We start from the raw sequence: 11,744 nt of genomic DNA on the forward strand, positions 1-11,744 counted from the left end.
CCGTGGTCGCCCGGCGGCCTTCCGAGGGGCTTACATGCAGAATTCCGTCAAGGCCCAGCGCCCGCGAGGGGTATCGCTCAACGATCCCGTCGTGCGCGGCTGGGCATTCCAGATCATCGCCGTCATCTGCGTCCTGGGCGTCGGCTGGTTCCTCTTCGATAATACCCAGACCAACCTGGCGCACAGGGGCATCCAGTCCGGCTTCGGGTTCCTGCAGAACAGCGCCGGATTCGGCATCTCCCAGCACCTGATCGACTACAGCGAAAGCGACACCTATGGCCGGGTGTTCCTGGTCGGCCTGCTGAATACGCTGCTGGTCACGGTGGTGGGCATCTTCTTCGCCACCGTCATCGGCTTCATCCTTGGCGTGGCGCGGCTGTCGCGCAACTGGCTGATCCGCAAGCTGGCGACGCTGTACATCGAGACTTTCCGCAACATCCCGCCGCTGCTGCAGATCTTCTTCTGGTACTTCGCGGTGCTCGGTCCGCTGCCGAACCCGCGGCAGAGCATCAGCTTCGGCAACCTGTTCTTCGTCAACAACCGTGGCCTGCAGATGCCCCAGCCGATCGCCGCCGATGGCCTGGGGCCGTTCATCGTCGCGTTCATCCTGGCGATCGTCGGCTGGGCGGTGATCTGGAAGTGGGCCAAGGCCCGCCGTCACGCCACCGGCAAGACCTTCCCGGTGTTCCTCAGCGGCCTGGCGCTGCTGATCCTGCTGCCCGCGCTGGTATCGCTGTTCGCCGGTGCGCCCTTCCACTGGGACGTGCCGGTGCTGCAGGGCTTCAACTTCCGTGGTGGCTGGGTGGTGATCCCTGAGCTGGTGTCGATCATCCTGGCGCTGTCGGTGTACACCGCCGCCTTCATCGGCGAAACGGTGCGCGCCGGCATCCAGGCGGTCAGCCACGGCCAGACCGAGGCCGCTGGCTCCCTCGGCCTGCGCCCGGGGCAGACCCTGCGCCTGGTGATCATCCCGCAGGCGCTGCGGGTGATCATTCCGCCGCTGACCAGTCAGTACCTGAACCTGGCGAAGAACTCCTCGCTGGCGGCCGCCATCGGCTACCCGGACATGGTCTCGCTGTTCGCCGGCACGGTGCTCAACCAGACCGGCCAGGCCATCGAGACCATGACCATCACCATGAGCGTGTACCTGGCCATCAGCATCAGCATTTCGCTGCTGATGAACTGGTACAACAAGCGCATCGCGCTGATCGAGCGATAGGGAGTCTTCGATGGCAACTCATACCTTCAAGCCCGATCTGCCGCCGCCGGCGATGAGCGTGGGCGTTGTCGGCTGGCTGCGCGCCAACCTGTTCTCCGGCTGGTTCAACACCCTGCTGACGCTGGTGGGCCTGTACCTGGTGTTCCTGATCCTGCCGCCGCTGCTGGAGTGGGCGTTCATCAAGGCCAACTGGGTCGGCACGACCCGTGCCGACTGTTCCCGCGAGGGGGCCTGCTGGGTGTTCATCGCCTCGCGCTTCGGCCAGTTCATGTACGGCTTCTATCCCGAGGAACTGCGCTGGCGCGTGGACCTCACCGTGCTCTTCGTGGTCTTCGGGGCGGCGCCGCTGTTCCTCAAACGCTTCCACTATAAGCTCAAGTACGGCGCGTGCTTCCTCGTGGCCTTGCCGCTGGTGGCCTTCTGGCTGCTGCATGGCGGCTTCCTCGGCCTGGAGACCGTGTCCACCAGCGCGTGGGGCGGCCTGATGCTCACCGTGGTGATCGCCGCGGTCGGCATCTGCGGGGCAATGCCGCTGGGCACCCTGCTGGCGCTGGGGCGGCGTTCGAAGATGCCGGCGATCAAGGTCATCTGCGTCACCACCATCGAGTTCTGGCGCGGCGTGCCGCTGATCACCGTGCTGTTCATGTCCTCAGTGATGCTGCCGCTGTTCCTGCCCGAGGGCATGAACCTCGACAAGCTGCTGCGGGCCATGGTGATGGTGGTGCTGTTCGAGGCCGCCTACATCGCCGAAGTGGTGCGCGGCGGCATGCAGGCGATCCCCAAGGGACAGTACGAGGCCGCCGCCGCCATGGGCCTTGGCTACTGGCGGATCATGGGCCTGGTGATCCTGCCGCAGGCGCTCAAGCTGGTGATCCCCGGCATCGTCAACACCTTCATCGCGCTGTTCAAGGACACCAGCCTGGTGATCATCATCGGCCTGTTCGACTTCCTCAACAGTATCAAGCGTGCTACCGCGGACCCGGCCTGGCTGGGCATGGCCATCGAAGGCTATGTGTTCGCCGCGGCGGTCTACTGGATCTTCTGTTTCAGCATGTCCCGCTACTCCCAGCACCTGGAGCGCAAGCTGGACACCGGCCACAAGCGTTAGGAGTGAATCGTCATGTCTGAAGCCACTAACAAGACCGCACAGCCGGCCATCGGCGATCACACGATGATCACCATGAAGGGCGTGAACAAGTGGTACGGCCAGTTCCACGTGCTCAAGGACATCAACCTGGAGGTGAAGCAGGGCGAGCGCATCGTCCTCTGCGGCCCGTCCGGGTCGGGCAAGTCCACCACCATCCGTTGCATCAACCGCCTGGAGGAGCACCAGCAGGGCAGCATCGTGGTCGACGGCACGGAGCTGACCAACGACCTCAAGCAGATCGAGGCGATCCGCAGCGAGGTCGGCATGGTGTTCCAGCACTTCAACCTGTTCCCGCACCTGACCGTGCTGCAGAACTGCATCCTCGCGCCCATGTGGGTGCGCAAGATGCCCAAGCGCCAGGCCGAGGAAGTCGCCATGCATTACCTGGAGCGCGTGCGCATCCCGGAGCAGGCCAACAAGTACCCCGGCCAGCTCTCCGGCGGCCAGCAGCAGCGGGTGGCGATTGCCCGGGCGCTGTGCATGAAGCCGAAGATCATGCTGTTCGACGAGCCGACCTCGGCGCTCGACCCGGAAATGGTGAAGGAGGTGCTCGACACCATGATCGGCCTGGCGCAGAGCGGCATGACCATGCTCTGCGTGACCCACGAGATGGGCTTTGCGCGCACCGTGGCGAACCGGGTGATCTTCATGGACAAGGGCGAGATCGTCGAACAGGCCGCGCCGGATCAGTTCTTCGACAATCCAAAGTCGGATCGCACCAAGCTGTTCCTCAGCCAGATCCTGCACTGAGAGGGAGAAGCGCCCTCACCCGAACCCTGGCTGCGCGCCCCGCTCCTCAAGCGGGAGAGGGGCTGCCTGTGCAAGGCGGAAACCAAGATATCAGCCGGCGAGCTCGGGAGTTTCTCCAGGAACGTCGAACGGTCCCCTCTCCCTTTGGGAGAGGGTTAGGGTGAGGGGCTCTTCCGCTTCCCCAACGCAATGCCCGGAAACCTCACGCTCGTCTCCCCCGATGGCACCCCGCCGCCGCGACAGCGTATGCTGGAACTTCCACCGCCGACATGACGGCAACGATACGCGCAGGCTGAACTCGGCCGGCGGATCGGTGTTCCCATGCGCAGTGGTTTGTCAGGGATGGGCTACCGTTTCAAATAGCTCACCTGCATCGCCGTCCGAAGGAAGAGAGCCGACGTGAACCTGATCCTATCGCCAGTGAACCTGAGCAAAGCCAAAGCCTGGAGCGCCCATGCGGTGACCTCCAGCGGTGTCATCCTCGCGCTTCTGGCGCTGCTGGCTCTGGTCGACAACCGACCCCAGGCGTGCCTGCTGTGGCTGGGCGTGGCCCTGCTGGTGGATGGCCTGGACGGCACGCTGGCGCGCAAGTTCGACGTCAAGGCGGTGCTGCCGCATTTCGACGGCTCCACCCTGGACCTGGTGATCGACTACCTCACCTACGTGTTCATCCCGGCGATCTTCATCTACCGCTACGTGCCGCTGCCGGCGCACACCGAACTGCTGGCGGTGGGCGTGATCCTGGTGTCCTCGCTGTTCTGCTTCTGCAACGTCAACATGAAGAGCAAGGACAACTACTTCGTCGGCTTCCCGGCCGCATGGAACGTGGTCGCGGTGTACTTCTACGTGCTCGCCCTGCATCCCTGGGTGAGCTTCATCACGGTGCTGGGGCTGGCCGCGCTGACCCTGACCAAGATGAAGTTCCTGCACCCGTTCCGCGTGCGCCAGTTCATGCCGCTGAACATCGCCGTGACCTTCATCTGGATGCTCAGCAGTGCGCTGCTGATCCTCCAGCAGCCGCACGACCAGCCCTGGCAGCTCGGCCTGTGGTTCGCCGCGTCGGCCTACTTCGTGGGTGTGTGCATCTGGCGCACGGCGGTGGAGTGGTTCCACTGATCCATCGCTCGGCTATCCATTCGGACGTAGGGCGTACAACCGTTCGCGGTTGTACGCCGATATACCTCGCCTGTTCGCTGCTTCCGGGGCCACGCTCTAGGCTCTGACTCGGGGCTTCGGGCTCCCCTCTGGAGTGTGCACGGGCCTCGGTCAAGCGGCGTATAACATCGAACGCTATACGCCTACCGCCCCATCAGCCGTTGCCGAAAGGCCCCCGGCGTCTCCCCGCACAACTGCTTGAACAGCCGCGCAAAGCTGGCGCGGTCGGCGTAGCCGATATCGCTGGCGATGCGCTCCAGAGAGCGCCCCGGGTCGCCCAGCGCCTCCTGCGCCGAAGCGATGCGCAGGCGCTGCACGTAATCGTTGGGCGTCATCCCCAACTGCTCCCGAAAACGCCGCAACAAGGTGCGCGTCGAGCAATGCACGCGCTGCGCCAGCGCGGCCAGGTCGAACGGTTCGGCGTAGTTGTCCTGCAGCCATTCCAGCAAGGGCGCCAGCGCCGAACCTTCGGGGAGCGGCTCGGGCAGCAGCGGGGTGAAACGCCGTTGCCGGCCTCGGCCATGCTCGAACACCAGCGTGGCCGCGGCGCGCCGGGCCAATGCAGCGCCGGCGTGGCGCTCGATCAGGTACAGGCACAGGTCCAGCCCGGCCTGGGCACCGCCGGAACAGAGGCGCCCGCCGTCTTCGGTGCACAGCGCGTCGATGTCCAGGTTTACCTGTGGATAACGCTCGCGGAAGGCGGCCTCCAGCGCCCAGTGGGTGGTGGCGCGGCGGCCGTCCAGCACCCCCGCTTCGGCGAGCAGGAAGGCGCTGCTGCACAGGCTGCCCAGCTCCACGCCGGGCGGGGCGGCGCGCAGCCAGGCGAGCAGCGGTTGATTGGCATTGCAGGCGGCGGCCACGTCCGGCCCGGTGGCCGGGATCAGCAGCAGATCGCAGCCGCGGGCGAGGTCGAGGCCGCCTTCCACTTCGATGCGTCCGAAGGAGAGGGTGACCGGCATGCCGTCGGCGCTCACTCGCAACACCTCGAAGAGACGCCGGCCGGCGAGCCGGTTGGCCAGGTGGAAGGCATCCATGGACAGGCCAAGGCTGGAACACAGCGTTTGCGGGCAGACGAACAGGGCTATCCTGAACATGACGTCTCACTACAGTTGGCGGTATCGGTCATAATTTTGTCGATATTGCCAATCGTGTCCAGTCGAAGCCGCACCGATACTGCGCTCAATCCCATCACGAGAGCGCCGCCATGGCCCATCCCAACGCCCAGTTGATCGAACGCTTCTACCAGGCCTTCCAACGCCGTGACGGCGAGGCCATGGCGGCCTGCTACAGCGCCGATGTGCGGTTCAGCGATCCAGTCTTCACCGACCTGCGTGGCGCCGAGGCCGGGGACATGTGGCGCATGCTCACCGCCCGCGCCCAGGATTTCTCTCTCAGCTACGAGGGCGTGGAGGCCGACGATGCGCGTGGTTCGGCACGCTGGGTGGCGTCCTACACCTTCACCCAGACCGGTCGGAAAGTGATCAATCACATCCAGGCACATTTCCACTTCCGTGACGGATTGATCTGTCAGCACGTGGATTCGTTCGATCTGTGGAAGTGGTCGCGCCAGGCCCTCGGCGCCAAGGGAGCCCTGCTGGGCTGGGCGCCTCCGGTGCAGGCGGCGATCCGCGCCCAGGCGGCCAGAGGACTTGCGGCGTACCGCGCACAACGGTCCGCGACGGCCTGATGTCAAGGTGCCGGGCTCGCCCGCGCGGGGCGGATAGGCTTAAATGACAGGCGACTCCGACAGGATGCCGCCATGATCACTCTTTTTCAGTTCCCGCCCGCGTTCAACGTGCCCAACATCAGCCCCTTCTGCCTGAAGCTGGAAACCTTCCTGCGCCTGGCCGGGCTGGAGTACCAGATCAAGCACGTGACCGATCCGCGCAAGGGGCCCAAGGGCAAGCTGCCGTTCATCACCCTGGACGGCAAGGCCATCGCCGATACCGCGATCATCATGCGCACCCTGCAGCAGTACTACGAATTCGACCTCGACGCCGGGCTGGACGCTCGCGGCCGTGGCTGGGCGGTGTCGATCACCCGGCTGTGCGACGAGCACCTGGTGCCGTTGCTGGTGTATTTCCGCTGGCTCGACGACCAGGGCTTCCGCCAGGTGAAGGACGTGATGTTCCGCAGCCTCCCGGCGCCGCTGCGCCCGCTGGTGGGGCAGCTCATACAGCGCAAGATCCGTGGCGACCTCAGCGGTCGCGGCCTGACCCGGCACAGCCGTGAAGAATTGCTGAGCTTCGCCCGCGACGACCTCGAAGCGCTCGACGGCATGCTCGGCGACCTGCCGTTCTACGGCGGCGCCCAGCCCTGCAGTGCCGACGCAGCCGCCTACGGCGTGCTGGCCAACCTGGTGCTGAGCACCCTGGAAACCCCGCTCAACGACATGGCGCGCAGTTATGAACGGCTAGTGGCCTACTGCGAGCGCATGCAGGCGCGAGTCTGGGCGTCGTGACCGCAGCAGAAGCCAAACCCTGGTTCGTCTACCTGGTGCGCGCCGCCAATGGCGCGCTCTACTGTGGCATCAGCGATGACCCGCAGCGCCGATTCGAGACCCATCGCAGTGGGCGCGGTGCGCGTTTCTTCCACTCCAGCCCGGCGCAGGCGCTGGTCTATGTCGAGGCCTGCCCCGGCAAGGGCGACGCCCTGCGCCGCGAACGGGCGATCAAAGGGCTGACCAAGCTGGCCAAGGAGCGCCTGGTGCAGGCCAATCCGGCCATCACTGCCGTGGATGTTGCCCTATCCGAGGCATGAGGTAGGCCGCCGTCGCCCTGCGGGTTAAGCTGCCTGTCTACCTTCCGGCCGCTGGAGCCCGTGATGTCCGAGCTGATCCTGCACCACTATCCGACTTCGCCCTTCGCCGAAAAGGCGCGTCTGCTGCTGGGCTTCAAACAGTTGTCCTGGCACTCGGTGACCATCCCGCCGCTGATGCCCAAGCCGGACCTGATGGCCCTGACCGGCGGCTACCGCCGGACCCCGGTGCTGCAGGTCGGCGCCGACATCTACTGCGATACCGCGCTGATCTCCCGCCGCCTGGAGCAGGAAAAGGCCGTGCCCTCGCTGTTCCCCGAAGGCCAGGAGTTCACCGCCGCGAGCTTCGCCCTGTGGGCCGACTCGGTGATCTTCCAGCACGCCGTCAGCCTGGTGTTCCAGCCCGATTCCATCGCGGTGCGCTTTGGCAAGTTGCCGCCGGAATTCCTCAAGGCCTTCATCGCCGACCGCAGCCAGCTGTTCAGCGGCGGCACCGCGAGCCGCCTGCCGGCAGAGCAGGCCCGGCACCAGTGGCCGGTGTTCATGGCCCGGGTCGAACAGCAACTGGCGCGGGAGGAGGGCGACTTCCTGTTCGGCGAACCGTCGATTGCCGACTTCGCCCTGGCCCACTGCCTGTGGTTCCTCAAGGGTACGCCGGTGACCGCGCCGCTGGTGGATGACTACCCTGCCGTCAGCGCCTGGCTGGGCCGCGTGCTCGGCTTTGGCCACGGCGCCCATAGCGAGATGAGTGCGGAGGAGGCGATCGCCATTGCCCGCGACAGCCAGCCCGCCGCATTGCCGGACGACGATTTCGTCGATCCCAATGGCTTCACGGCTGGCCAGCGCGTGGTGATCGCCGCCACCGACTACGGCGTCGACCCGGTGGAAGGGGAGCTGCTGCATGCGGGGCGGGAAAGCCTGGTACTGTGTCGCGAGGACCCGCGCGCCGGCACCGTCCACGTGCACTTCCCGCGTCTGGGTTTCAGCATCCGCCCGGTCTGAGCCCCGCAGGCCAGGGGCACTGCCGCGTCGCAGGGGTACGCAGACGCGGCAGGTTCTCGGCCAGCTCGCGGAAATGCTGCAGGCGCTCGTAACAGAGCGCCATTTCCCTGCCGTTGATGTTGTACCAGGCATCCGGTGCGCCGCAGTTGACCAGTCGCAGCGTCAGCGGGCGGGGCGGATGGAACTGCAGCAGGACCTCGTTCACCAGGGTCTGGAGGCGGTTTTCGTCACGCAGCAGGGCGATCAGTTGCTCGGTTTCCTCGCGGTTGACGACCGGCGGTTCGAAATCCAGGTGCACCCCGGGATGGTGCCGTATCGCCAGGGTACGCCGGGCGTGGCGCACCCAGTTCACGGCCTTGCTGGCCTGCTGGAATTCCTGGTCGCAATAGACGGCACGCTCGTAGGGTAGCCCCGTCAGTGCCGGCACCCAGTCCAGCCGGTTCATGTCGCTGCCGTACAGCAGGCAGGCGATGTTGTAGTAGCGCTGCTCGTCCAGCGGGTGGCTGTCCCAGGCCAGCACCTGGTCTGGCAGCGGCTTGGGCGTCTGCCATTCCAGGCGCCAGTAGTCGGCAATGTCCAGCAGGCGCGCATCGATCTCATCCTGGGGCAGATTGGCGTAATAGCGGAACAGCAGGATGAAGCCGAGCTGGTCGGCAGCGTCCTCCTCGCGCCCCAGCACTGGCAGGTCGTATTCGGCGATCAGCATGTGCCCCATCTCGTGCATCACGCTGAATTCGGCGTTGGCCAGGACGAAGCGCGCAACGTTGGGCGAAAGCGGCGGTACGGGATCGGCGCAGACGAGGCCGGCGCAGAGCAGGAACAGCAATGCGAGGTATGAGCGGTGCGCCCGGGAGCACCCGGAGCGCGGGGGGAGAGCGGCGGTGAAAGCGTGGGCGGACATGGCGGCCACCGCGAAAGTGAGGCGCCTCACTTGACTCTAGCAGCCGCGGCGTGGAGGTTTCCGGCGGTTCGTCGGTGGAACGTGGTGGGTTCGCGAGCAAGCTCGCTCCTGCAGGCACGGCGTCGCTCTGCTTAGAACCGAAGGGAATGCCCAGCCCTTGCTCGCGAACGGCCCAGCCTCGATGTCTCACCCACAAAAAAGCCCATCGCGAGATGGGCTTCCCTTGGGGCTGCGCGGCCTCAGTTCTTGCGGCGCTTGAGCTGGTCGTGCAGCTGGGTCGGCAGGCCACGGATGATCAGCATGTCGCGCTCCTCGTCATATTCCACCTTGCTGCCCAGCAGGTGCGCCTCGAAGCTGATCGACAACCCCTCGGCGCGTCCGGTGAAGCGGCGGAACTGGTTGAGGGTGCGCTTGTCCGCCGGGATCTCCGGCGACAGGCCGTAGTCCTTGTTGCGGATGTAGTCGTAGAAGGCGCGCGGCGCTTGGTCGTCCATCAGCTCGGACAGCGCGTCCAGGGCCATCGGTTCTCCGATCTTCGCCTGGCTGGTGGCGTAGTCCACCAGCACGTCGGTCTTCTCGCGGGCCTGCTCTTCGGGCAGGTCCTCGCTCTCGACGAAATCGCTGAAGGCCTTGAGCAGGGTGCGGGTCTCGCTCGGCCCGTCGACGCCCTCGGTGCAGCCGATGAAGTCGCGGAAGTAGTCCGAGACCTTCTTGCCGCCCTTGCCCTTGATGAAGGAGATGTACTGCTTGGAGGTCTTGTTGTTGCGCCACTCGGAGATGTTGATCCGCGCCGCCATGTGCAGCTGGCCAAGGTCCAGGTGGCGCGAGGGCGTCACTTCCAGCGACTCGGTCACCGCCACGCCTTCGCTGTGGTGCAGCAGGGCGATGGCCAGGTAGTCGGTCATGCCCTGCTGGTAGTGGCAGAACAGCACGTGGCCGCCGGTGGAGAGGTTGGACTCTTCCATCAGGCTCTTGAGGTGTTCCACCGCCTGCTTGGAGAAGGCGACGAAATCCTTGCCGCCGTCCAGGTAATCGGTCAGCCAGCCGCTGAACGGGTAGGCGCCGGACTCGCCCTGGAACAGGCCCCAGGCCTTGTTCGGCTTGGCGTTGTAGCTTTCGTTGAGGTCGGCCATCAGGTTCTCGATGGCCTGGGAGTCACCCAGTTCGGCTTCGCGCGCGTGCAGCGTCGCGGGGTTGCCGTCGGGCTTCTTGTCGATCAGGTGGACGATGGCGTGGCGAATCGGCATGGCGGACCTGGAGGTTCAATGCCGGCCACGCCGCAGGCAGGGCGGCGGCGGGGCGGGCAGATGATTGGAAAACGCCAGAGTTTACCCGACCCGGAGCACCTGTGCGCGACGCCGATCAGTCCGCCGCCGGCGCCGTCCCTGCGTCGCGCTCGCGCCGGTTGCGGCGCAGCTGGCGCAGGCGGCGGATCACGTAGTTCAGGTGCAGGTGCAGCTCGTACAGCTCGTTGTAGTACGACAGCGGCACCTCGACCTTGGCCAGCTCCGCCTCCAGTTGCTCCAGGCGCTCGATCTCGGTGCTCAGCTCGGCGGTACCGGCGCGCTCGTCCAGGCGCCGGTCGATCTCGCGCAGGTAGCGGTACCAGCGGTAGATGCGCGCACGGATGCGCCAGCGGTACAACGGGCCGATGGACTTGAGCAGCGGAATCAGGATGGCGATGAAGGGGATCAGCAGGATGATGTAGCGATCGGCCAGGGAGGCGATGCGGAACGGCAGGAAGCGTTGCAGCAGCGGCGGGCCGCTCTTGTAGTAGCGTTCGGCGTCGCCCTGCAGGGCCAGGGTGCGTGGCTCGGCGCTGGGGAAGGCGCCGGCCGGGTCGAGCAGTGTGCCTTTCCTCATCACCCGGCGCGCCGCCTCCAGGATCAGCGGGGTGAGCGCGGGGTGGAAGTTGTCGTTGATCACCAGGGTCGCCACCGGCGACAACGTGGCCATGTCCTGTTCCGGGACGTTCTGCGCCAGGTTCAGCAGACCTTCGCTGACCTCCACCCGCTTGAGGAAGGGAATCCGCGCCTCGTAGGCGTGGGCGCGGCGGAAGTCGGTCAGCTTCAGCTCCGGGCTGGCGGCCAGGCGCTGGATCAGCGGGTTCTCCGCCGGGCCGACGAAGAAGGCCGCGTCCAGCGTGCCGGCCAGCAGTTCACTGGCCACCGTGTTGCCGCCGCGGGCCTGCCAGTTCGGCGGCAGCGGGTCGCTGGGGATGTCATTGGCCTTGAGGATGGCCTCGGTCACCGCCTCGGTGCCGCTGCCGGGCGTGCCGATGGCCAGCCGCAGCGGCAACAGGTCGGCGATGCGATCGATCTTCACGTCGTGGCGCTGGAACAGCCACATGGGCTCCTGGAACATCGCGCCGAGCGTCTGCAGGTTGGCGCGCTGGTCGGGTTCCAGTTGCTGCTCCTGGCCACTCTGCACGAGCCCGATGTTCGCGCCGCTGTTCGCATCCAGCAGCTTCTCCAGGTTTTGGGTCGAGCCTGCGGTCTGCATCAGCTTCAGCTCGAAACCCTGCTTGGCCAGTTCCTCCTTCAGGCGCTCGCCGAAAATCGCGTAGCCGCCGCCCGGCGCCCCGGTGGCGAGGGTCGCGCTCATCGGCGGCGGCGGGGCGACGAAGTAGAACAGCGCGGCCACCAGCGCAGCCAGCACCGGCACCAGCCAGAGGTTGGCGCGGACGAGGATGGCGAGGTCCTTGAGCATGTTGAGGAGGCGTTGCATGGAGAGTCCTTTTCACGGCGTGCCTTCCTGAAAGATAGCCAGCCTGCGCGGCGCAGGCCGGCGAATCCGCCATCACGGAGGCGGAA

General features: G+C 66.1%; 12 protein-coding genes. 8 read left to right on the forward strand and 4 right to left on the reverse strand.

The features are described 5' to 3' along the window. The first annotated feature begins 34 nt into the window (after positions 1–34). From ACNFBT_RS01440 to pcsA, 4 genes are all read left to right on the forward strand, one after another. Entirely contained in the window at positions 35–1,219 is a 1,185-nt protein-coding gene (locus tag ACNFBT_RS01440) for an amino acid ABC transporter permease (protein WP_416745803.1), read from the forward strand. A gap of 10 nt (positions 1,220–1,229) precedes the next feature. Next, the gene (locus ACNFBT_RS01445; protein ID WP_416745804.1) at positions 1,230–2,327 is read left to right on the forward strand and encodes an amino acid ABC transporter permease; all 1,098 of its coding nucleotides are present in this window, start codon (positions 1,230–1,232) and stop codon (positions 2,325–2,327) included. Between the two features lie 12 nt (positions 2,328–2,339). Beyond that, positions 2,340–3,116 (forward strand): amino acid ABC transporter ATP-binding protein, encoded by a 777-nt coding sequence (locus ACNFBT_RS01450; protein ID WP_416745806.1) that lies wholly within the window; start codon positions 2,340–2,342, stop codon positions 3,114–3,116. Between the two features lie 372 nt (positions 3,117–3,488). Further along, positions 3,489–4,232: a phosphatidylcholine synthase gene (gene pcsA / locus ACNFBT_RS01455; RefSeq protein WP_416747166.1), complete on the forward strand. Its 744-nt coding sequence runs from the start codon at positions 3,489–3,491 to the stop codon at positions 4,230–4,232. A gap of 182 nt (positions 4,233–4,414) precedes the next feature. Here the strand turns inward: pcsA and ACNFBT_RS01460 are convergent, their stop codons facing one another. After that, complete coding sequence (locus ACNFBT_RS01460; RefSeq protein ID WP_416745808.1) at positions 4,415–5,365, reverse strand: GlxA family transcriptional regulator; 951 nt, start codon at positions 5,363–5,365, stop codon at positions 4,415–4,417. A gap of 110 nt (positions 5,366–5,475) precedes the next feature. Here ACNFBT_RS01460 and ACNFBT_RS01465 point away from each other — a divergent pair, with 110 nt between their 5' ends. From ACNFBT_RS01465 to ACNFBT_RS01480, 4 genes are all read left to right on the forward strand, one after another. Next, the gene (locus ACNFBT_RS01465; protein WP_416745810.1) at positions 5,476–5,958 is read left to right on the forward strand and encodes a nuclear transport factor 2 family protein; all 483 of its coding nucleotides are present in this window, start codon (positions 5,476–5,478) and stop codon (positions 5,956–5,958) included. A gap of 72 nt (positions 5,959–6,030) precedes the next feature. Further along, positions 6,031–6,732: a glutathione S-transferase C-terminal domain-containing protein gene (locus tag ACNFBT_RS01470; protein WP_416745811.1), complete on the forward strand. Its 702-nt coding sequence runs from the start codon at positions 6,031–6,033 to the stop codon at positions 6,730–6,732. Then, positions 6,729–7,031: a GIY-YIG nuclease family protein gene (locus ACNFBT_RS01475; protein ID WP_416745813.1), complete on the forward strand. Its 303-nt coding sequence runs from the start codon at positions 6,729–6,731 to the stop codon at positions 7,029–7,031. The genes ACNFBT_RS01470 and ACNFBT_RS01475 overlap by 4 nt, the downstream gene beginning before the upstream one ends. Positions 7,032–7,094: 63 nt before the next feature. Further along, positions 7,095–8,030, forward strand: coding sequence for a glutathione S-transferase family protein (locus ACNFBT_RS01480; RefSeq protein WP_416745815.1), 936 nt, complete (start codon positions 7,095–7,097; stop codon positions 8,028–8,030). Here ACNFBT_RS01480 and ACNFBT_RS01485 read toward each other — a convergent pair. The 3 genes from ACNFBT_RS01485 to ACNFBT_RS01495 form a co-directional block, all read right to left on the reverse strand. Then, positions 8,011–8,931, reverse strand: coding sequence for a DUF4344 domain-containing metallopeptidase (locus ACNFBT_RS01485; RefSeq protein WP_416745816.1), 921 nt, complete (start codon positions 8,929–8,931; stop codon positions 8,011–8,013). The two genes, ACNFBT_RS01480 and ACNFBT_RS01485, sit on opposite strands and share 20 nt — an antisense overlap. A 239-nt stretch (positions 8,932–9,170) precedes the next feature. Beyond that, positions 9,171–10,178 carry a nucleoid-associated protein YejK gene (yejK, locus tag ACNFBT_RS01490; RefSeq protein ID WP_416745818.1) on the reverse strand — a complete coding sequence of 336 codons (1,008 nt, stop codon included), beginning with the start codon at positions 10,176–10,178 and terminating at the stop codon, positions 9,171–9,173. A gap of 115 nt (positions 10,179–10,293) precedes the next feature. After that, on the reverse strand, positions 10,294–11,658 hold the full coding sequence (locus tag ACNFBT_RS01495) for a TAXI family TRAP transporter solute-binding subunit (RefSeq protein WP_416745819.1): 1,365 nt from the start codon (positions 11,656–11,658) through the stop codon (positions 10,294–10,296). Positions 11,659–11,744: the final 86 nt, after the last annotated feature.

Source organism: Pseudomonas sp. NY15181 (assembly GCF_048068055.1).
Classification (GTDB): domain Bacteria; phylum Pseudomonadota; class Gammaproteobacteria; order Pseudomonadales; family Pseudomonadaceae; genus Pseudomonas.